A 20,930-nucleotide genomic window follows, 5' to 3' on the forward strand; every position below is an offset into this window, starting at 1 on the left:
CACTATGAGATACAGCGACGCAGAACTTGGAGAATTCAGGGATTTGATCAATCGCAAACTGGATGCGGCAAAGAAGGAATTGGCCTACCTCCAGGGGTTGATCACGCGCAAGGACGAAATGGGCGGCGATAACGATGACGCCCGCTACATGACCATGGAAGATGGAAGCATGAGCATGGAAAGAGAACAGCTCAGCCAGATGGCCAGCCGCCAGATCACTTTTATCGACCACCTGGAGAAGGCTATCATGAGAATCGAGAACAAGACCTATGGTATTTGCCGGGTTACCGGTAAACTGATCGATAAAGCCAGACTTAGAGCCGTTCCACACGCAACCTTGAGTATCGAGGCAAAACAGATGATGAATAAATAAGGTTAGGATACCTTCTTTAGTTCTTCCCTTGACTTTTGTATCCAGTGCTGATTGGCCCGCCTTTCCCTGGAACTAAGGTGACGTCCCTCCTTTACTATGCCCCCAGGCACTCCCTGGGCTTCACTCTCACGGCCTTCCCGCTGCAGAAAAAGCCCTTCTGCAACGCCGGCGTATACCCGATCGATCGCCTCCTCCGCCCACCCATTCATCCTGAAATGTCACCGCGGATGGATATCGCCAGATTCTCCGGGAAAGAAAATGCTATATAGCATCTTCAAACCCACAACTGCTTATGCCCCGCATCCTCATAGCCTTGCTGCTGCTGACGGCATCTTTCATCGGTTACTCCCAGCCAAACCCCTCGACAAAAGCCAATTTCCAGGCCGCTGCCCGCTTCTCGCCAAAAAAGCTGGACAAGATGGTCTTTACCACCCAGGTGGACGCCCACTGGCTGAAAAAAACCACCCGCTTCTGGTACATGTACGAAACAACAGAAGGCAAGAAATGGTATATCGTCGATCCGCTCAAAGCCGAGAAAAAGACCCTATTCGACAACGATAGACTGGCCGCAGCCATCTCCCGCATCGTAAAAGATCCTTTCGAAGCAAAACATCTCGGCCTGGACAGCATGCGCTTTATAAAAGACGAGAATTGGATCCAGTTCGAAGTGAAAAGCTCCGAGACCCTGCATAAAGAAAACTCCAAAAAAGACTCCACCGCAAAAAAGATCTACTACTTCGAATACAATCTCCTCGACGGCACCCTCAACGAACTCACCGGCTACAAAAAACCCAAACGCAAACCATCCTGGGCGAATATCTCCCCGGACAGCAACACCATCGTCTTCGGCCGCCACTTCAACCTGTTCTGGATGGACAGGGCCAACTACGAAAAAGCATTGAAGAATGAGGACGACAGCACCATCGTAGAACACGCGCTTACAACCGACGGCGTGGAGAACTACAGCTATCACGGCAACGGCGTGCAGGGCGGCGGCGGAGAGACGAATGTCGACAAGGAAAAGAATAAGAACAAACGCAAACCCGCGCAACTGTTCTGGAGCCCGGATTCCAAACACTTCGCCATGTCACGCTCGGATATGCGGAAAGTAAAAGACCTCTGGGTCATCAACTCGATCGCCGATCCCCGGCCAACGCTCGAGACCTATAAATACATGATGCCCGGCGACAAAGAAGCGCCCATCGAACAACTGCTCGTCTTCGACATGACGACACATACCCGCCAGGTAGTCAGCGCCGCGGAATTCAAGGACCAGGATGTCGCCATCTGGTCCGCGCCCACCCAGGAACGCCGCCGTGATGACGATTATCGCATCCAATTTTGGTTGGGAACCGCATCCCGGTTCTATTTCACCCGTACCAGCCGTGACCTCCATCGCATCGATGTCTGCGCCGTAACCGTCGGCGACTCCATCGCACAGCCCCTGATAAAAGAACGCTTAAACACCTATGTCGAGGTCCGTCGCCTGGGACTCGTGAATGAAGGCCGGGAACTCGTCGAATGGAGCGAACGCGATGGCTGGGCCCACTTCTATCTTTATGACGGCGCCGGAAAACTCAAGAATCAGATCACCAGCGGTCCCTTCCATTGTGAGGATATCGTAGGCATCGATGACAAAAAGCGCACCCTCTATTTTACCGCCGCCGGCAGAGAGCCCGGCGAGAATCCCTACTATGTACATCTGTATAAAGTCGGTTTGGACGGCAGCGGACTCACCCTGCTCGACAACGGCAACTTTGATCACGCAGTCAACATGGATGACGACCAGCAGTACTATGTCGACAATTTCTCGCGGGTGAACACCGTGCCGAAATCGGTTCTCTATAACAGCAGCGGCCACAAGATCATGGACCTCGAGACCGCCGATCTCAGCTCGCTCTTCGCCGCCGGCTACAAATTCCCGCAGCCGTTCACCGTGAAGGCCGACGACGGCATCACCGATCTCTATGGGGTCATGTACAAACCCTTCAACTTCGACAGCACAAAAAAATATGCCCTGATGGAATATGTCTACCCCGGTCCGCAGACAGAATCCGTCAATGCAGCCTTCAGCCGGTCGATGGACCGCGTCGATCGCCTCGCACAGCTGGGCATGGTCGTCGTCACTATCGGCAACCGCGGCGGCTCCCCCTCCCGCAGCAAATGGTATCATAACTACGGTTACGGAAACCTGCGCGACTATGGCCTTCCCGATAAAAAAGCCGCGGCCGAACAGTTGGCCGACCGGTATTCATTCATCGATGTCAATCGCGTAGGTATCCACGGTCACAGCGGTGGCGGCTTTATGAGTACCGCCGCGATGCTGGTCTATCCCGATTTCTTCAAGGTGGCCGTTTCCTCTTCGGGCAACCACGACAACTCCATCTATAACCGGTGGTGGTCCGAGAAACACCATGGGGTCCGGGAAATGGTCAGCGACAAAGGCGACACCAGCTTTCTCTATTCCATCGAGAAGAATGCCGACCTCGCAAAAAACCTGAAAGGGCATCTGCTGCTTTCCACCGGCGACATCGACAACAATGTACATCCGGGAAATACTATCCGGGTGGTGAATGCATTGATAAAGGCCAATAAACGCTTCGACCTCGTCCTGCTGCCGGGACAGCGCCATGGATATGGCGACATGACCGAATATTTCTTCTGGCGCATGGCAGACTATTTCTCCCGCTATCTCATCGGGGACGAATCGGCCCGGCCCGTAGCCATCGAAGAGATGGATCGCGAACAGGAACAGGTGGGGAATAAAGGCGCCGCTGAAAGCCGCGAAGGTCGCCGCAACCCGGACACCGAAGAGGAAGACGATGACGATTGGGATTAGGCCGGACTACTTGACCTCCTGCATCTCGACCAGCTTCCTGTAAAAGCCGCCGCGGGCCATCAGTTCGTCGTGAGTGCCCCTTTCGACGATCCGGCCTTTCTGCAGCACGATGATCTCATCGGCATGCCGGATAGTGCTCAACCGGTGAGCGATGACGATGCTCGTCCGGTGTTCCATCATTTTATAGATGGCATCCTGTACAAGGCGTTCGCTTTCGGTATCGAGCGAAGAGGTCGCCTCGTCGAGAATAAGGATGGGCGGGTTTTTCAGCAACGCCCGCGCGATCGTCAACCGCTGGCGTTCGCCGCCGCTGAGCTTGCTGCCGCGGTCGCCGATATTGGTTTGGTATCCTTCTTCTTTCTGGATGATAAACGTATGCGCATTCGCGATCTTTGCCGCCTGCTCGATCTCCTCCGGCGTCGCATCGGGCTTGCCGAGTGCAATATTGGCGGCGATGCTGTCATTGAACAGGATCGGCTCCTGGGTTACGATGCTCATCTGCTCGCGCACCGTCTTTAGCGAATAGTCTTTTATGTTGATCCCGTCGATCAGCAGTTCACCCCCCGTCACATCGTGAAACCGGGGCACCAGGTCGGCCAGCGTCGATTTGCCCGCACCGCTGCTGCCCACCAACGCCACGGTCTTTCCCTTCTCGATCACCAGATCGATCCCTTCCAGGATACCCGCATCCTCATACGAAAAGGAGACACCCCTGAATTCTATCCTGTCGCTGAAAACTTCCAGCTTCCGCGCTCCCGGATCATCCTTTATCGACACCGTTGCTTTCAACAGGTCTTCCACCCGTTCCATCGCGGCGGCGCCCCGCTGGATATTGAACATCGAGGTCGACAGGTTCTTTGCCGGGTTGATCAACAAACCGAAAATGGCGATATAGGTCATCAGGTCGCCCCCGGAGAAGCCCTGTCCGTGGGTACGAAAGATCAACATCCCGCCATAGTACAGAATGATCGTCAGGATAACGATCCCCAATGTCTCCGTCAACGGGGACGCGAGGTCCCGCCGTGCATTCATCTTATTGCGGATATGAAAGAGATTGTCGTTGATCTGGACAAACTTCTTGCGCAACAGCGATTCCGCGCCAAACCCTTTGATGATCCGGATGCCGCCCAGCGTCTCATCGAGAACGGAAAGACTCTCCCCAAGCCGGATGGAAGCATCTTTCGACTGACGCTTGAGCGTCCGGCTGATCCGGCCGATAAGGAATCCCGTCACGGGCAGCAGGATCAACAGAAACAGCGAAAGCCGGGGACTGAGATAGATCATGTACGCGAGATAGCCGATGATGGTCAGCGGGTCCTTGATCAACCCTTCCAACGTACTGACGACCGAGGATTCGATCTCATAGATATCGTTGGTCATTCGCGAAATAAGATCACCCTTCCGTCGTTCGGTAAAATAGCCGATCGGCAGCGCAAGGATCTTCTCATATACATCATTTCGTAAAAAAGTGATCGTCGCACTCCGGATAGGAGAAGAGATATAGGATGACCAGTAATAAAAAAGATTCTTCAGGATCGTGCTGAGGACGATCAGGAAGCAGATGACCAGCAGGGCCGTGGACCTGTCGGAATGCCGGATCACCTCGGCAAGCACATCCTTCAATCCGCCGATCGCGTTGGTATTGAGGGTTACAGCCTGTCCCTTACCCCCTCCTTCATTGTTGAAAAGGATGGAGAGAAAGGGACTGAGCATGCCAAGGGAGATCAGCCCGAAGACAATGGAAAGGATATTAAAGATCATATACACCACGATCTTGCCTTTGTATCTGGACAGGTAGTGTAAGATCACCGAGAACTTCTTCATGCTGAAATCCGTAAATTTGGGGCAAATTTAGCAGTAATATTGATAAGTCGCAGATTTTAGACGTTAAACCGTTTAAGGCGCGATTAAAGCGTTTAAGGCGCGTAAACAGCGAAAAGTATATGCAAGAAGGAAAAAGACAAAAACAAGTAAGCGCCCTGCTGCTGCAGGAACTAAGCGATATCTTCCAACGCCTGGGCCTGAGTATGATCGATGGGGGCCTGATCTCTCTCACAGCCGTCAAGGTCACACCCGATCTGCTGGAAGCCAGGGTCTATCTCAGTTTCTTCCAGGTAAAAGACGTTCCCGCCACGATGAAGAAGATCGAGGACAAGGCCTGGGAGATCAAACGGGACCTGGCCGCCCGCGTAAAGCAACAACTGCGCCGCATCCCGACGATCGACTGGTTCCATGACGACACCCTCGAACATGCCGATAAAATGGAAGAACTCTTCCGTAAAATAAAGGCCGAACGCCCCGCAGGCAGCGACAACCCGGATGGCAGCGACAACCCGGATGGCAGCGCCAACTCCAATGGCAGCGCCAACTCCGCCGGAACGAACGACAACCCCGATGGAAAGGAGGGGCCGCAATGAATTTCCTCTTCGCCTGGCGATATTTTCGTGCAAAGAAATCTACCAATGCGATCAATATCATCGCCTGGGTAAGCGTGTCGGCCATCGTGGTCGGCGCCGCATCCCTGATCCTCGTACTGAGTGTGTTCAATGGTTTCGAAGACCTCGTAAAATCACTTTACACAAGCTTTTATCCCGATATAAAGGTTTCTCCCATCAGTGGGAAAAATCTTACCCTTACCGCCGACCAGATAAAAAAGCTCCGGTCCGTAAATGGGGTCGGCGCCCTATCCCTCGTAGCCGAGGATAAGGGTATCCTGGAGAACGAAGGCGCTTGGGTGCCCGCCTATATAAAAGGGGTGGACGCGAACTATACAAAGGTCAGCGGGGTAGGCCAGACACTCGAAAGAGGAAAGTTTGAGACCGGTACCGGTGATCATCCCCAGGCCATCCTCGGCTCGGGCATCGCCAACACCCTCGGAGTGGAAGCCGAAAAAGAACTGCTGCCGCTCGGCGTCTACCTCTTCCGCCGGGGAAGCAAAGACTATAGCGCCGATCCCATGGCGTCCATGAACCATGAAGCCCTGGCCACCTCCGGCATGTTTCGTATCCAGCAGGATTTTGACGAACACTACGTGATCACAAATATCGAATTTGTCAAACGAATGGTGGGTTTGGGACCCAACGAATACAGCGGGGCGGAACTTTCCGTCACCGATCCGGAACAGGCCCCCGTTATCAAACAGGCCATCACACAACTCCTCGGCGCCGGCTACAAGGTGCAGACCCGTTACGAACAGAACCAAAGTCTTTATAATGTCATGGGAACAGAGAAATGGGTTATTTATATCGTGCTGTCCCTCATTCTCATCGTGGCTGCATTTAATATGGTAGGGGCATTGACCATGCTCGTATGGGAAAAACAAAAAGACATTCATGTGCTGAAAGCGTTGGGCGCCAATAATGGAATGATCCAGCGCATCTTCCTGACCGAAGGCCTGCTGCTGGCGCTGATGGGTGGGATAGGGGGGATCCTGCTGGCCGTCATCGTCTGTGTCCTGCAGATAAGATACAAGCTCATTCCCTTGCAGGGCGGCTCCTTTCTGATCGACTATTATCCGGTAAAACTCGTTGCAACCGATTTTCTTCTGGTGCTGTCCACGATCGGTGTCATCGCCTTGCTGGCCTCCTGGCTGCCCGCGCGAAGGGCCGCCGCGGAACCCATCGCCCTTAAATGAAAAACGGCCCATCGGGCCGTTTTTCATTTGTCGTAAAATTCATCTTAGTAATCTCCCAGGGTCTCCGGCAACTGCGCCAGCGCTTTTTTCAGCTGTTCGTCATTCGGCGCAACCCCATGCCAATGGTGATCGTTTTCCATGAAATCGACACCCTTGCCCATGATCGTATGCATCATGATGGCGATGGGCTTACCCTGACCCGTAAGACTCCTCGCCTTATCGAGCGTCGCAATAACCTCATCCATATCATTGCCGTTCATCTCCAGGGTATTCCAGCCAAACGCATCGAATTTGCTGTGGATATTCATCAGATCCATGACGGATTTTGTCGTCCCATCGATCTGCTGACCGTTCCAGTCGACCGTCGAGATCAGATTGTCTACCTTTTTGGCCGCCGCAAACATGATGGCCTCCCAGTTCTGCCCCTCGTCCAATTCCCCATCTCCATGTAGAGAGTACACAATATTTTTATCGTTATTGAGTTTTTTGCTCAGGGCAGCGCCAATGGCGACACTCATTCCCTGACCCAGCGATCCGCTCGCTACCCTGATCCCCGGCAAATGTTCGTGGGTGGTAGGATGCCCCTGGAGCCGGGAATTGATCTTGCGGAACGTGGACAGTTCTTTGATATCGAAATAACCGGATCTGGCCAGTGCCGAATAGAATACAGGAGAAATGTGACCGTTTGATAAAAAGAAAACGTCTTCATTCTTGGCATCCATATGGAAAGCAGGATCGTGCTTCAGTACTTTGAAATACAATGCGGTGAAGAAATCAGCACACCCGAGCGAACCACCCGGATGCCCACTTGCGGCGCCATGAACCATTCTTACGATATCCCTTCTGATCTGCGAAGCGATTGCTTTTAATTCTGCCATATGTATTGATTTATTGATTCCTTTTTTGACAAATCTAAAGGTTTTTTACCATGTCGATTGATCCATTTTTGTCCGATTGTTTGGAGTCATTAAACTTTTGTATTATCTTTCAGTCCCAGTCTCCCTTGGTACGCAACTTCTTGCCTGACCCTTGACCCGCAATCTCCGCAGAACACCCAGGCCTAATCTTTGCAATAGAGTTTGTCGTATATAGAATGCATTAATAAAGAATTCCTATTTTTGTTCACGAATCAAAATCAGACGGATGTTTGATGTTCTACTTTCGATAGCTATTTCCTTTACCGTTACCTTTCTCGCCATCCCGGCCGTTATCAATGTGGCGGAAATGAAAAAGCTATTCGATATGCCCGACGCCCGGAAAGTACATCATGCCCCCATCACCCCTCTTGGCGGGATAGGCATCTTCGCCGGCTTCATCTTCGGCAGCCTGCTTACTTTACACTTTAGTCAATTTGCTGATCTTCAGTATTATATAGCAGCGGCCTTTGTTATTTTCTTCCTCGGGTTAAAAGACGATATCCTCGTCATCTCCCCGGTAAAGAAATTTATCGGCCAGGTGCTTGCTGCGTTCATCATCATCTACTACGGGAATATCCAGATCCGCAGCATGCATGGATTCCTCGGATTATATCAGTTACCCGAAATGTTTAGTCTGCTGCTCACCTATTTTGCCGTTATAGTGGTGATCAATTCCTTCAACCTCATCGACGGGGTTGACGGTCTCGCAGGCAGCCTCGGTCTCTTATCGACCGTTGTCTTCGGCGTCTATTTCCTGTACGTCGGATTGTCGCCCTATGCCGTGATCGCTTTTTCACTCGCAGGCAGCCTCCTGGCTTTCCTGATCTTTAACTTTCAACCGGCAAAGATCTTCATGGGAGATACCGGCTCGCTGCTGGTCGGGACCATCAACGCGATCCTCGTCATCAAATTCATCAACGTCGCCAATACAGCCGATGTGTCGTTCCCGATCCCCGCATCCCCGGCCGTAGGCTTCACCATCCTGATGATCCCGCTCCTCGATACCCTAAGGGTTTTCGGCATCCGGATCCTCCACCGCCGCTCCCCCTTCAGCCCCGACCGGAATCATATTCACCATCTTCTGCTCGACCGCGGATTCTCCCATCGGGCCATCACACTCACGCTCGTAACCGTTAACTTCCTGATGATCGTCGCCGTATTCCTGGGCCGGTCACTCAATGTCACCTACCTCCTTGCCGGCGTATTCCTGATCTTCTTTTCCCTGATCGCCGCAATCTACTATCTGCTTCCCGGCCCCCGGCTTTTTGTCGCAAAGACGGCTCAGGAAGAGAATGCTCAGTTAACGAAAGCTTCCCAATTGGTATCCCTGAAAAAAGACTCGATTTTGGAGCAAAACAATTGATCTTTTGACGTAGGTTTGCAAGGTTGTTAATCAATCATCTATGTCAGACGATCTGGAACTGATCCTGGAAGATACCCGGGATAATATGCAAAAGGCCCTCAATCACCTTGAATCTGAACTGATTAAGATAAGAGCGGGGAAGGCTAGCCCGCAGATGGTGGAAGGTCTCACCGTCGATTATTACGGCAGTCCCACCCTGTTGAACCAGGTAGGCAATATCTCCGTAATGGATGCCCGCACCCTGACCATCCAACCCTGGGAAAAGAACATGCTCCAGCCCATCGAACGGGCGATCATAAATGCCAACCTGGGCGTTACACCCCAGAATGACGGCAATATCATCCGCCTGTTCATGCCCCCCCTGACGGAAGAAAGAAGAAAAGAGTTTGTCAAACGGGCCGGCGGCGAAGGCGAACAATCCCGCGTGGCGATCCGCAGCATCCGCCGCGACGCGATCGAACAGATCAAGAAATTGCAAAAGGACGGCCTGAGCGAGGATGAAGCAAAAGATGCCGAAAAAGAGATCCAGGAGATCACTGATAAACATATTTCCCTGGTTGAAAAACACCTGGCAGCAAAAGAAAAAGAGATCATGTCGGTCTGACCAGTGATCCTCCCTCTGAAACTCCCCTTTCAATTCAACAAGCACCTCCTCAACCTGTCGCAAGGATAGGAGCGATCCTCGATTGGCCGGTACGACCGGCAACTGGGTAATTCCGGCTAGCCCCGGCGTATACTCACGGAACTCAACGACATTCATGTTGTAAATCTTCTTTCATAACTAAAAACAACTATCATGGGAATGCTAAAAGAGTTCAAAGATTTTGTCATGCGCGGCAACGTCCTCGATCTTGCCGTTGCTGTTGTTATTGGTGCAGCCTTCGGCGCGATCGTTTCGTCGCTTGTCGAACATGTTATCACTCCGTTGCTGCTGGCCCCGGCGCTAAAAGCGGCGAACCTGGATAACATCGATAAACTGGCCTGGGGAGCCGTGAAATACGGCAGCTTCCTTTCGGCCACCATCAAATTTATCATCATTGCCTTCATCCTCTTCCTCATCGTAAAATTTTTCAAATCGCTGGAAAAGAAATCCGTACCCCCCGCCGCCGCACCTTCGTCCACCGAAAAACTGTTGGCGGATATCCTCGACGAGCTCAAGAAACGCCCCTAAAATAAAACTACCCGTTGCCAGCCCGGCAGGGCTGGCAACATTTTTGTTAAGTTCACACTTATAAAAACTGACGCATTATGTTGAAGAATTGTGCCCTCAACTTTCTTATCCTTTGCCTTTTCGTATTTGGAGCTACCAACCTGTCACAAGCCCAGAACAGAGCAGAGAACCTGCACGACGCAGTCAGCGGCGCCGTCATAACAAAGGATCCGAACGATACCACAAAACAGACCTGGAAAACGGGCGGCCTGCTCAGTCTCACATTTAACCAGGCCGCATTGAGCAACTGGTCCGCCGGCGGTGATAAATCCGCCCTCTCCCTCAATGCCCTCGTCAACCTTTACGCTTTTTATGTCGACGGCCGTCGCAGCTGGGATAACTTCCTCAACATCCAGTATGGCATCGCCAATACAACCAGCCTCGGCACTCGTAAAACGACCGATATCTTCAACGTCACCTCCAAATATGGCTACGACGTGGGAAAAAAGCTGTACCTCACGGGCCTCTTCGACTTTCGCACCCAGTTCTCTCCCGGCTATAACTATCTCGACGCAAACACAAAAGTGTTGACCTCGGACCTCTTTGCGCCGGCCTATCTGCTCCTCTCTCTCGGGATGGACTATAAGCCAACCAATAATTTTTCCTTCTTTCTGTCCCCGGCCACGATCCGGGAGGTGCTCGTCAGCAACGACTCCCTGGCCGCCGTCGCCGCTTTCGGCGTGGACAGCGGTAAGAAATCCCGGTTCGAATTCGGCGCCTACGCTTCGATCAATTACACCACCCCGCTGAACAAATCCGCCGTCTACACCGGCAGACTCGATCTCTTCTCCGACTACCTCAATCACCCGCAGAATGTCGCCCTGTATATGACCAATGTCCTCACCGTCAAAGTGACGACCCTGATCAGCATGAACTTTGCGCTCACCCTGATCTATGACGACCGCATCAAATCGGTCAAAGCCGACGGCACCGCCGGAGGCCCCGCCCTCCAGCTGCAGGAAGTATTGGGGGTCGGCTTCGCCTACAAATTCGCGCATAAGACCCGGAAGCCCATCACCCCGGCGCTGGCGCAATAGTCGGGACAACTTGGGGAAAACCCCGCCCCCCTTTCCCGGGGAAAAAGCTATTTTCGTTGGGTTATGACCAATTATCAGATCAAGCTACCTCAATTCGAAGGCCCTTTCGACCTCCTGCTCTTCTTCATCGAAAGAGACGAGTTGGATATTTACAATATTCCCATTCATAAGATCATTCAGGACTTTCTCTCCTTCATCCATGGAGAGGGAGCCCTGAATATCGAACTGTCAAGCGAATTCATCCTCTTCGTATCCACCCTCATGCGGATAAAGGCAAAAATGCTCCTGCCCCGCAAAGAACTGGATGCCCAGGGCAACGAGATCGATCCCCGGCAGGAACTGATCGATAAACTGCTCGAATACAAACGCTACAAGGAAGCTGCGGCGACCCTGGCCGAAATGGAAGCCATCCGCCACCTCATGGTCCGCCGGGGCAACCTCCAGAAAGAACTCTCACACATCGGCGAAGAAGCCGGCGAAGGCACCGAGATCCAGGCGATCACCCTCTTCAAATTGATGAAGACCTTCGAACGCCTCATGCAAAAGATCCAGCAGCGCCAGAACAAACCCGTACACACCGTCGTACAATACAACTATACGATGGAGGGTAGCCGAAAACATATTCTCACGAGCATCCGCGAACATCGGACCATGTCTTTCGAGAAACTGTTCGATATCTGTCACGACCGGCTGCATGCCATCTTCCTGTTCCTTTCCATGCTGGAACTGGTGCAGTTGAACTACATGAATATCCTCATCGGCGAAGGCCGGAATAATTTTATCGTTGAATTCAATCCCGAAAAACCGGAAGACCCCCTCGAAGACGCAACTCTCACCGGCGAAGCACCCGGACCCGGGCCTGATGACGAAGGCCCGGAAAACGGCAATGGCCCGGGCGGCCTTTTCCCGGGCTTTCTAAACGCATCAGCAAACTAGGGCTCATATGGAAACCATATACCATCCCTCGGCCGAACGCGGCCATGTGAACTTCGGCTGGCTCGACAGCCATCATTCTTTTAGCTTCGGTAACTGGCACGACCGGGACAAAGTGAATTTCGGCGCATTGCGTGTGCTCAACGACGACGTCGTAAAAGGCGGAAAAGGGTTTGATGACGATCAGCACGAGAACATGGAGATCATCTCCATTCCCCTGAAGGGCGCGCTCTCCCACAAAGATAGTACGGGCACCGAAGGCATCGTCTATACCGGCGACGTCCAGATCATGAGCGCCGGCAGCGGCATCAGCCATTCCGAATACAACGCTTCGCACTACGATAATGCCAACTACCTGCAGATCTGGATCTTTCCAAAACAGCCCGGCATCCGCCCCCGTCACGATCAACGGTCCTTTCACGCCGATGACCGCAAAGACAAATGGCAGATCATCGTAAGCCCCCGCGCCGAAGACCACGCACTCTGGATCAACCAGGATGCCCGTCTCGCGCTTACCCGGCTCAGCGCAGGCAAGGCGCTGGTCTACCAACCGGCCTTTCCCGGTAACGGCATCTATCTGTTTATTTTGGAAGGAAGCATCAGGACCGGCGACCGTACCCTCGAAAAACGCGATGGACTCGGCATCGCCGGCGTCGAAAAAGTCTCGCTCACCGCAACCACCGAAACCGAACTGCTGGCAATCGAAGTGCCGATGTTTGGATGATTATCCCAATAGATGATTTACAGTGACGGCATCGCCCGCCATCTCCCTCACCGCCGCGGCAATAGCCGGCGCATCATAGCCACATTCATGCTGCAGCTCTTTCAGCGTTCCATGCTCGACGATATGATCGGGGATGCCCAGGATACGCACCGTAGCACTGTACCCATGCGCCGCCTGGAACTCGAGGATCGCCGAACCAAAACCGCCGACAACCGTCCCGTCTTCCACGGTGACGATGCGGTCAAACTTCCTGAACACCTCATGCAGAAGTTCCTCATCCAGCGGCTTGACAAAACGCATATCATAATGCGCGGGATCCAATCCCCCTGCCCTTAACTCGCGGATGGCTGCCGTCGCAAAATTCCCCGGATGACCGAGGCTGAGGATGGCAACACCCTCCCCATCCTTTATCTTCCGGCCTTTCCCCACGGGGATCTCCTGGAACGGCGTTCTCCATTCCGGCATCACGCCTTCACCCCGCGGATATCGGATGACAAAAGGATATTCATTGCTGTCCAATTGTGCAGTATAAAGCAGGTTGCGCAGCTCGCTCTCGTTCATCGGTGATGAAACGATCATATTGGGCACACACCGCATATACGGGATATCATAAGCCCCGTGATGCGTCGGTCCGTCTTCACCTACCAGCCCTGCCCTGTCCAGGCAGAAGATCACCGGCAGCTTTTGGATCGCCACATCATGGATCACCTGGTCATATGCCCGCTGCATAAAAGAAGAATAGATATTGCAAAACACCCGCATCCCCTGCGTGGCCATGCCCGCACTCAAGGTTACGGCATGCTGCTCGCAGATACCCACATCGAATGCCCGGTCGGGCATCTTCTCCATCATGAACTTCAACGACGAGCCACTCGGCATCGCGGGGGTAATGCCGAAGATCTTCGGGTTTTGCTCCGCCAGCTCGATGACACTATGCCCGAACACATCCTGGTACTTTGGCGGTTGCGGGGTAGGGTAGTGTTTCTTATAGATCTCTCCGGTGATCTTGTCAAAAAGCCCCGGTGCATGCCACTTGGTCTGCTCCTTCTCGGCCAGCGCATATCCCTTCCCTTTTACAGTCATGATATGCAGCAGCTTGGGCCCCGGTATCTGCCGGAGGTCCTGCAGGGTATCCACCAGTTTGGTGATATTATGGCCGTCGATCGGCCCGAAATAACGCAGGTTAAGCGATTCGAAAAGATTACTGCTCCGGCTGACAAAGCTCTTGATGCTGTGATCGATCTTACTGGCCATCTCCCGGCTGAACTGGCTACCGGGCAACCGGCCAAGCGCCTTCCAGATATCATCTTTTAACCGGTTGTAAGTCTTGGAGGTAGTGATGTCGGTAAGATATTCCTTGAGAGCGCCGACATTCGGGTCGATGCTCATACAATTGTCGTTGAGGATGATCAGCAGGTCCGTATCCGCAACCCCGGCATGATTCATTCCTTCAAAGGCAAGTCCCGCGGTCATGGCGCCGTCACCGATGATCGCAACAGCCTTGCGGTCCGTCTCGCCCTTGTACTTGGCAGCCATCGCCATCCCAAGCGCCGCACTGATCGACGTGGAAGAATGCCCGACCCCAAAGGCGTCATACTCACTCTCACCTCTTTTGGGGAATCCACTCAACCCGTTGTACTTTCGGTTGGAGGCAAATACCTCCCGGCGTCCGGTAAGTATCTTGTGCCCATAGGCCTGGTGACCGACGTCCCAAACCAGGGGATCATAAGGAGTATTAAAAACATAGTGCAGGGCTACCGTCAGCTCTACCACCCCAAGGCTGGCCGCAAAATGACCCCCATGCACGCTGACTACATCGATGATATATTGGCGCAGTTCATCACAGAGCTGGTACAACTGCTCCCTGCTGAGATGCTTGAGATCGTCGGGGGAATTGATCGTTTGCAACAGGGGACCGGGGGTGATTTCCATAATTTCCAAAAATTGTCCTTTATAACCCCAAAAATACGACTTTAGCGCCTGGTTTGCAAGTCCGGCAGGGCCTCGCCCCGTTGACCGGGATAAAATCGCCATTAGTACAAATTAAGAGGCCGGGGTATGGGGAAAACCCTAGATTTGAGCCCAGGCCGGACCTGTCCGGACTTGATATGATACCTCGTATGACCAAAAACGGAAGCAAATATTATTGGTGGTGCCAGATTGGTGGTTGGGGCTCCCTTGCCCTGGTTATGATATTGAATTCCTCTACTTTGGAGCAAAAGATCACCCAAAAAGAGGTCGAGATCATGTTCATCACGGTCCTGACGGGCATCTTCGTCACCCATGGATTCAGGGAAGTGATAAAACGCTCCGGCTGGGCCCTTCTCACCGTCGAGAAAGCCCTCCCAAAATTCCTCATCGGCATGGTCCTTACCTGTATCACCATCGGCCTGATCCGGATCGCCCTGGCCGATATGCTGCACCTCGTCTCCCACAAAACCACGGAATTCATGCCCCGGCTGCTCACGATCACCGCCGACACCGGTCTCATGATCATCCCCTGGACATTGATCTATTATTTCTACCACTATATTCAGATAAGCTCCAAACAACAACTCGACACCTTCAAGCTGGAAGCGCTGGTAAAAGAACTGGAGCTGAAGACCATCAAGGCGCATATCAATCCCCACTTCATCTTCAACGCATTGAATAGCATCCGGGCCCTGATCGACGAGAACCCTGTCCGCGCCCGCACCGCGATCACCGAACTGAGCAATATCCTGCGCAGCAGCATGCAGGCCGAAAAGCTCGAGACCGTGACCTTTGAAAAGGAACTCAACATCGTAAAAGACTATCTCGCCCTCGAACATATTCGTTTCGAAGACCGCCTGCAAGTGGAATATGATATCGATGAAGACACCCTCGATCAGCCCATCCCCCCGATGATGCTGCAAACCCTGGTGGAGAACGCGATCAAACACGGCATCAGCCGCCAGGTCGACGGCGGCACCGTCCGCATCACCTCCGACTTCAAAGACGACTATCACGAGCTGGTGATCCTCAACACCGGCGTCCTCAACGGCAGCCGCAACTCCGATGGCTTTGGCCTGGCAAGTACCAAGAACAGGCTTCAACTTCTTTTCGGACAAAAAGCTAACTTCGACATCCGGGAAGCCGGCGACAACACGGTTGAAGCCCGCGTACTGATCCCCGTAGACATGAGTAAATAAACATAGCACCATGATCAGAGCCATCATCATCGACGACGAACGTCTAGCCAGGAACGAATTAAAAAAGCTATTGCTCGATTTTCCCGAAATAGAGGTCATTGCCGAAGCCGCCAACGCCGCCGAAGGTGTTGAAAAGATCGACAGCCTCAACCCCGATCTTATCTTTTTGGATATCCAGATGCCCGGAAAGACGGGTTTTGACATGCTCTCCGAACTGGAACGCGCCCCCAACGTTATCTTCACCACCGCCTATGACGAATATGCGCTGAAGGCCTTCGAAGTCAATGCGCTGGACTACCTCCTAAAACCCGTTGAGCCCAAGCGCCTCGCCGATGCCCTCCAGAAATTACAGGTGGAGGAAGATAAGGAGCCGCTCTCCGACCATACCATCTCCGTCAACCGCAGTATCCTGAGCGAACACGACCAGGTCTTCGTAAAAGACGGCGAACGCTGCTGGTTTGTAAAACTCTCCGACATCCGGCTCTTTGAAAGCGTCGGCAACTATGCAAAGGTCTATTTCGGTCCTAACAAACCGTTGATCCTGAAATCCCTCAACGCTCTCGAAGAACGCCTGGATGAAAAGGTCTTCTTCCGCGCCAACCGCAAACATATCGTCAATCTGCGGCTCATCGAAAAGATCGAGCCGTATTTCAACGGCGGACTCCTTCTGGAAATGAAAGGCGGAGAAAAGATCGAAGTCAGCCGTCGCCAGACCGTCAAGTTCAAAGAGATGATGAGCCTATAAAATACCTGCACATGAGACCCCTTGCTTTTACACTGCTTCTTTCTTCGCTGACTATCCATCTGTCCGCACAGAAGATCGACAAGATCATCAATGCCACAACAGTCGAAAAGACCGAACGCACCCTGTCCGCCGACGACATGCGCGGCCGGGCCACGTTTACACCCGATATCGAAAAGGCCGCCGATTACATTGAGTCCCGCTTCAAAGCCGCGGGCCTGAAGACCTGGAACGGCAGCAGCAGCTATCGTCAGCCGTTTACGATGATCCAGGCAAAACCGGTTTCTGCCACCGCCACCCTCGATGGCCAGGAGCAACCCGCCGGGCATGTATTCGTGATGAGCTCCTCAAGCGATCTCACGATCGATGAGAACAGCGGGTATGAAAAGGTCTGGATAAAGGCCGGACAAACCTACCAGACAGAGATCATGCATTATATCCATGCAAAGAAGAATTACCTGGTGCTGATCGATACATCCTTTGCCGCCAATTTCCCCCGGCTCGCCCGCTTTAGTCGTCAGCAATTCAAGTCCCCGACGAATGTCGTCTTCCTTCTCACCAGCAGGGAGCCCAGTCACTACCTGATAAAGGTGAAGCAGGAAATAAAAGAATCACCCCTTGCCAACGTCGTCGGTATCCTCCCCGGCAAGAACCCAAAAGAGATCGTCATCTTCTCGGGCCACTATGATCACCTCGGCGTGACAAAAACCCCGGTAAAAGGTGACTCCATCTACAACGGCGCCAACGACGACGCAAGCGGCACCACCGCCGTCATCGAGCTGGCCGAATATTTTGCAAAACAAAAGAAACAGGAAAGAACCCTGGTCTTCGCCGCCTTCACCGCCGAAGAGATCGGGGAATATGGCTCCCAGTATTTCTCCAGCCAGTTCGACCCCACCCAGGTAGTCGCCATGTTCAATATCGAAATGATCGGCTCCGAAAGTAAATGGGGCGGCAACTCGGCCTTCATCACCGGCTACGAACGTTCTGACATGGGCAAGATCCTGCAAAAGAACCTCACCGGCAGCAGCTTCGCCTTCTACCCGGACCCCTATCCCGAACAACAGCTGTTCTACCGTTCGGACAACGCCAGCCTCGCAAGACAGGGCGTACCGGCGCATACCATCTCCACCACACAAATAGACAGGGACAAATATTATCATCAGCTGACTGACGAACTGAGCACCATCAATATCGACAATATGGTCCGCATCATCAAAGCCATCGCCCTCAGTTCGACCTCCATCATCGATGGCAAGGATACCCCTACCCGCGTGGATACGACCCAGATAAGATAAGTGTAATAAACTCGTCCTGTAATGGATAACGCCTCCGGTCTGGAACAATGCAAACGGCTTATTGAAGCCTCGTTGGGCTGGGGAGACTCCTCATCCTGGACAAACGAGGATTTCGAAACCCTCAGCGACCGCATCGCGGAAAAAGTATCCGTCCGGCTTAGCGTCTCCACCTTGAAACGCATCTGGGGCAAAGTGAAATATGATTCTTCCCCGACGATGGCGACCCTCAACGCACTGGCCCGGTATGCCGGGTTTGAAGGCTGGCGCGACCTCCTGGCGCCGCCACCACAACACCCCATCGTGCAGCCGCCAACCGTGCAGCCGCCAACCGTGCAGCCGCCAACCGTGCAGCCGCCAGCCACGCAGCCGCCAACCGAACCCCCGCCAACCCCACCACGCCGTCAACGCAGCTTCATAACTCCCATGATCATCATCACCCTCGCGATCGCCGCCTTACTCTCTTTTATCAGCGCCCGCATCATCCATAAACCCTCCAACCCCGGCTCCCTGCGTTTCGACCATCACCTGACATCGGAAGCCCTCCCAAATTCCGTCGTCTTCGACTACGACGCCACCGCACTCAACCCCCAAAAGGTCACGATCCAGCAATCCTGGGACCCGTCACGCCGGGAGAAAGTAGACCCCAACGGAAAAGAACATACCTCCATCTATTACTTTCCCGGTTTTTTTCGCGCCAAGCTGATCGTCGACGGCGAGATAAAAAAGGAATCGGATGTCTATATTCCGACAAAGGGCTGGAAAGCGATCATCGCGAGAGAACCATTGCCCGTCTATCTCTCCCCTGCAGAGACAACCCTCGACTCCGGCCGCATGGGGATCAAAGCCGCCACCCTCGAAACAAAGACAGGCTCCCCCGTCTTCAGCAACCGCTGGGTGAGTTTTTTCGATGTTCACGAATTTCCGGGCATCGACGGCGATCATTTCCTGTTGCGAACCACGTTCCGCAACACTTCTTCCGTCGAACAATCCCTTTGTAGAAAGATGCAGATCATCCTCATGGGAACCGAAAACCCCATCGTCCTCTCTTTTTCCGATAAAGGCTGTATCTCCGGCCTGACGCTCTACACCGGTTCACGCGGCGTCAACGGAAAAGATCACGATCTCAGCGCGTTTGGTTGCGACTGCAGTCAGTGGCAACAGGTCACCTGTACACAGGAAAATGGGCTGCTGAGCGTCCTGCTCAACGGCCGGCAGATCTACACCGTACCCCGGAATGGATCCATCGGCGGGATCATCGGACTGCGCCTCGCATTTGAAGGCACGGGAGAAATAAAAGAAGCAGTTCTGAAAGGAAGGGGTGACCCACTCGATCTCCTGAAACAACCCTAACCCGCTATTTCCGGCATTCCATAAACACCGAGGCGCCCGCGCGCTGATAGAGATCGAGACCCTCGACCCACTCCGGGTCCATCGTCGTGGCGCCCGCCGGCAGATGCTGGATGTCCCGGAAAGAATTCCTTCGCAAGTAGTCGCCAAACGTCTCGGCATTCAACGGGATACCGTTTTGCATGTTCGGGCTGAACAGCAGCTTTATCTTCCGGTTGCGAGTGAATTCCTGTGCGCCCAGCGGCATCTGCTCCATCAGCCTCACCGTATTACGATGTTGCTGATAATCCGCCACCACTTTATCAAGATCGAAAAAGGAAAGCCTCGCTCCGCCGCCCGGCCGCAGCACCCGGTGCAGCTCGCGGACAAACTCGTCGATCTGGTGCTGGCCAAGACACCAGCCCAGCATATGCGAGCTATAGGCAAAATCGATGCTTCCATCGGGAAAGGGAAGATGAAGACAGTTGGCATATCGGAATTCATCCTTTTTTTCCCGCAGCGTCCGGGAAAAATGCAGCTGTTCGCCATTGATCAAAGATAGCTTGTTGAGCAGCGACGGCACAAAACCCGGCATCTTCGACAGCAGGGCGCTCGGACTGTTGTCGATATTTACAAAGCCCGTCAGCAACGTCGTTCCGCAACCGATATGTATCTTCATAGCGATCTTTTTATGCCCATGTGATTACGGCTTATAGCATTCGATATACACCGAATGATCGGCCCGTTGCGCCAGATCGATAGAACCCGCCAGCCCCGCCGGCATCGTCGTTTCACCCGCAGCCAAAAGCTCGATTCGCTCGAAGCCGCATTGTCTTAACAGCTCGATCGTCGTATCCGTATTCAGGACCACGCCGCCGCGGAGATGCGGACTGAAAAGCAGTTTTAGCTTGTCTTTAAAGGTAAGCTCATTCATTCCCATCGGAAAGGAATGCGAAAGGGCGATGCTGTCCCGGTTCTCAAGATAGTCCCTGACCCGGACATCAAAATCAGCCCAGCTAAGCCGGACAACGCCGCCCGGCCGCAAAACCCGTTTCATCTCGGCAAAAAACCGGCGCAGCTGGGAATGACTCAGATACCAGCCGATGACATGCGAACTATAACAGAGATCAACGGTGTTATCCTTATAGGGCAGATGCAGACAGTCGGCATAACGGACCGTCGATCGCCTGGTCTTGATCGCTTTGATGAATCCCAGTTGGATGTCGGAGAGAAGGGAGAGTTTACGCAACCCGGTCACCATAAACAGCGGAAGGCGCGCCAGCAACAGCGAAGGGCTGTTGTCGATATTGACGAAGTCGTCAAGTAGGGTGTCGCCACATCCGATATGTAATTTCATGTTCGCC

The 20,930-nt window shown here is 53.2% G+C and carries 19 protein-coding genes; 14 read left to right on the top strand and 5 right to left on the bottom strand.

Annotated features, from left to right (window positions below):
* Positions 1-4: 4 nt before the first annotated feature.
* A complete protein-coding gene (locus VGM48_RS05060) occupies positions 5-373 on the top strand; it encodes a TraR/DksA family transcriptional regulator (RefSeq protein WP_331576675.1) in 369 nt (122 codons plus the stop codon).
* 292 nt (positions 374-665) lie between these two features.
* A complete protein-coding gene (locus VGM48_RS05065) occupies positions 666-3,212 on the top strand; it encodes a S9 family peptidase (RefSeq protein WP_331576677.1) in 2,547 nt (848 codons plus the stop codon).
* A 6-nt stretch (positions 3,213-3,218) separates the two neighbouring features.
* Here VGM48_RS05065 and VGM48_RS05070 read toward each other — a convergent pair whose 3' ends face one another.
* Positions 3,219-5,036, bottom strand: coding sequence for an ABC transporter ATP-binding protein (locus tag VGM48_RS05070; protein WP_331576679.1), 1,818 nt, complete (start codon positions 5,034-5,036; stop codon positions 3,219-3,221).
* 119 nt (positions 5,037-5,155) lie between these two features.
* Between VGM48_RS05070 and VGM48_RS05075 the strand changes: the two genes are divergently transcribed.
* Entirely contained in the window at positions 5,156-5,629 is a 474-nt protein-coding gene (locus VGM48_RS05075) for a ribosome-binding factor A (RefSeq protein WP_331576681.1), read from the top strand.
* The gene (locus VGM48_RS05080) at positions 5,626-6,846 is read left to right on the top strand and encodes an ABC transporter permease (RefSeq protein ID WP_331576683.1); all 1,221 of its coding nucleotides are present in this window, start codon (positions 5,626-5,628) and stop codon (positions 6,844-6,846) included. The genes VGM48_RS05075 and VGM48_RS05080 overlap by 4 nt, the downstream gene beginning before the upstream one ends.
* A gap of 44 nt (positions 6,847-6,890) precedes the next feature.
* Here VGM48_RS05080 and VGM48_RS05085 read toward each other — a convergent pair whose 3' ends face one another.
* Positions 6,891-7,724, bottom strand: coding sequence for a transketolase (locus VGM48_RS05085; protein WP_331576685.1), 834 nt, complete (start codon positions 7,722-7,724; stop codon positions 6,891-6,893).
* A gap of 265 nt (positions 7,725-7,989) precedes the next feature.
* Here VGM48_RS05085 and VGM48_RS05090 point away from each other — a divergent pair, with 265 nt between their 5' ends.
* The 6 genes from VGM48_RS05090 to VGM48_RS05115 all read left to right on the top strand — a co-directional run bounded on the left by VGM48_RS05090 (position 7,990) and on the right by VGM48_RS05115 (position 13,030).
* On the top strand, positions 7,990-9,126 hold the full coding sequence (locus VGM48_RS05090; protein WP_331576687.1) for an MraY family glycosyltransferase: 1,137 nt from the start codon (positions 7,990-7,992) through the stop codon (positions 9,124-9,126).
* A 40-nt stretch (positions 9,127-9,166) separates the two neighbouring features.
* Positions 9,167-9,730, top strand: a complete 564-nt coding sequence (gene frr, locus VGM48_RS05095) for a ribosome recycling factor (protein WP_331576689.1) — start codon at positions 9,167-9,169, stop codon at positions 9,728-9,730.
* A gap of 192 nt (positions 9,731-9,922) precedes the next feature.
* Positions 9,923-10,297, top strand: a complete 375-nt coding sequence (gene mscL, locus VGM48_RS05100) for a large conductance mechanosensitive channel protein MscL (protein ID WP_331576691.1) — start codon at positions 9,923-9,925, stop codon at positions 10,295-10,297.
* A 77-nt stretch (positions 10,298-10,374) separates the two neighbouring features.
* Positions 10,375-11,373 (top strand): DUF3078 domain-containing protein, encoded by a 999-nt coding sequence (locus VGM48_RS05105; RefSeq protein WP_331576693.1) that lies wholly within the window; start codon positions 10,375-10,377, stop codon positions 11,371-11,373.
* A gap of 63 nt (positions 11,374-11,436) precedes the next feature.
* Positions 11,437-12,309 carry a segregation and condensation protein A gene (locus VGM48_RS05110; protein WP_331576695.1) on the top strand — a complete coding sequence of 291 codons (873 nt, stop codon included), beginning with the start codon at positions 11,437-11,439 and terminating at the stop codon, positions 12,307-12,309.
* A gap of 7 nt (positions 12,310-12,316) precedes the next feature.
* Positions 12,317-13,030 carry a pirin family protein gene (locus VGM48_RS05115; protein ID WP_331576697.1) on the top strand — a complete coding sequence of 238 codons (714 nt, stop codon included), beginning with the start codon at positions 12,317-12,319 and terminating at the stop codon, positions 13,028-13,030.
* Here the strand turns inward: VGM48_RS05115 and dxs are convergent, their stop codons facing one another.
* A complete protein-coding gene (gene dxs, locus VGM48_RS05120; protein WP_331576699.1) occupies positions 13,031-14,962 on the bottom strand; it encodes a 1-deoxy-D-xylulose-5-phosphate synthase in 1,932 nt (643 codons plus the stop codon). It lies immediately after the preceding gene.
* Positions 14,963-15,240: 278 nt separating this feature from the next.
* On the opposite strand from dxs, the gene VGM48_RS05125 reads away from it, so the two are divergent.
* Genes VGM48_RS05125 through VGM48_RS05140 form a run of 4 tightly spaced genes read left to right on the top strand, consistent with a single transcriptional unit; the run spans position 15,241 to position 19,590 of the window.
* On the top strand, positions 15,241-16,200 hold the full coding sequence (locus VGM48_RS05125) for a sensor histidine kinase (protein WP_331576701.1): 960 nt from the start codon (positions 15,241-15,243) through the stop codon (positions 16,198-16,200).
* Positions 16,201-16,210: 10 nt separating this feature from the next.
* Entirely contained in the window at positions 16,211-16,945 is a 735-nt protein-coding gene (locus tag VGM48_RS05130) for a LytR/AlgR family response regulator transcription factor (RefSeq protein WP_331576703.1), read from the top strand.
* An 11-nt stretch (positions 16,946-16,956) separates the two neighbouring features.
* Complete coding sequence (locus VGM48_RS05135) at positions 16,957-18,240, top strand: M28 family metallopeptidase (RefSeq protein WP_331576705.1); 1,284 nt, start codon at positions 16,957-16,959, stop codon at positions 18,238-18,240.
* 21 nt (positions 18,241-18,261) lie between these two features.
* Positions 18,262-19,590 (top strand): hypothetical protein, encoded by a 1,329-nt coding sequence (locus tag VGM48_RS05140; protein WP_331576707.1) that lies wholly within the window; start codon positions 18,262-18,264, stop codon positions 19,588-19,590.
* Between the two features lie 4 nt (positions 19,591-19,594).
* Here VGM48_RS05140 and VGM48_RS05145 read toward each other — a convergent pair whose 3' ends face one another.
* Both VGM48_RS05145 and VGM48_RS05150 read right to left on the bottom strand, forming a co-directional pair.
* Positions 19,595-20,245, bottom strand: coding sequence for a class I SAM-dependent methyltransferase (locus VGM48_RS05145; protein WP_331576713.1), 651 nt, complete (start codon positions 20,243-20,245; stop codon positions 19,595-19,597).
* 24 nt (positions 20,246-20,269) lie between these two features.
* Complete coding sequence (locus tag VGM48_RS05150) at positions 20,270-20,923, bottom strand: class I SAM-dependent methyltransferase (protein WP_331576715.1); 654 nt, start codon at positions 20,921-20,923, stop codon at positions 20,270-20,272.
* Positions 20,924-20,930 lie beyond the last annotated feature (7 nt).

This window comes from Puia sp., from assembly GCF_036500295.1.
Taxonomy (GTDB): Bacteria; Bacteroidota; Bacteroidia; order Chitinophagales; family Chitinophagaceae; genus Puia.

Coding starts and splice junctions, on each gene's coding strand:
- VGM48_RS05065 (WP_331576677.1), top strand. CDS start 666: ATGCCCCGCATCCTCATAGCCTTGCTGCTGCTGACGGCATCTTTCATC.
- VGM48_RS05060 (WP_331576675.1), top strand. CDS start 5: ATGAGATACAGCGACGCAGAACTTGGAGAATTCAGGGATTTGATCAAT.
- mscL (WP_331576691.1), top strand. CDS start 9,923: ATGGGAATGCTAAAAGAGTTCAAAGATTTTGTCATGCGCGGCAACGTC.
- VGM48_RS05150 (WP_331576715.1), bottom strand. CDS start 20,923: ATGAAATTACATATCGGATGTGGCGACACCCTACTTGACGACTTCGTC.
- VGM48_RS05135 (WP_331576705.1), top strand. CDS start 16,957: ATGAGACCCCTTGCTTTTACACTGCTTCTTTCTTCGCTGACTATCCAT.
- VGM48_RS05090 (WP_331576687.1), top strand. CDS start 7,990: ATGTTTGATGTTCTACTTTCGATAGCTATTTCCTTTACCGTTACCTTT.
- VGM48_RS05080 (WP_331576683.1), top strand. CDS start 5,626: ATGAATTTCCTCTTCGCCTGGCGATATTTTCGTGCAAAGAAATCTACC.
- VGM48_RS05145 (WP_331576713.1), bottom strand. CDS start 20,245: ATGAAGATACATATCGGTTGCGGAACGACGTTGCTGACGGGCTTTGTA.
- frr (WP_331576689.1), top strand. CDS start 9,167: ATGTCAGACGATCTGGAACTGATCCTGGAAGATACCCGGGATAATATG.
- VGM48_RS05105 (WP_331576693.1), top strand. CDS start 10,375: ATGTTGAAGAATTGTGCCCTCAACTTTCTTATCCTTTGCCTTTTCGTA.
- VGM48_RS05085 (WP_331576685.1), bottom strand. CDS start 7,724: ATGGCAGAATTAAAAGCAATCGCTTCGCAGATCAGAAGGGATATCGTA.
- dxs (WP_331576699.1), bottom strand. CDS start 14,962: ATGGAAATCACCCCCGGTCCCCTGTTGCAAACGATCAATTCCCCCGAC.
- VGM48_RS05115 (WP_331576697.1), top strand. CDS start 12,317: ATGGAAACCATATACCATCCCTCGGCCGAACGCGGCCATGTGAACTTC.
- VGM48_RS05070 (WP_331576679.1), bottom strand. CDS start 5,036: ATGAAGAAGTTCTCGGTGATCTTACACTACCTGTCCAGATACAAAGGC.
- VGM48_RS05075 (WP_331576681.1), top strand. CDS start 5,156: ATGCAAGAAGGAAAAAGACAAAAACAAGTAAGCGCCCTGCTGCTGCAG.
- VGM48_RS05110 (WP_331576695.1), top strand. CDS start 11,437: ATGACCAATTATCAGATCAAGCTACCTCAATTCGAAGGCCCTTTCGAC.
- VGM48_RS05140 (WP_331576707.1), top strand. CDS start 18,262: ATGGATAACGCCTCCGGTCTGGAACAATGCAAACGGCTTATTGAAGCC.
- VGM48_RS05130 (WP_331576703.1), top strand. CDS start 16,211: ATGATCAGAGCCATCATCATCGACGACGAACGTCTAGCCAGGAACGAA.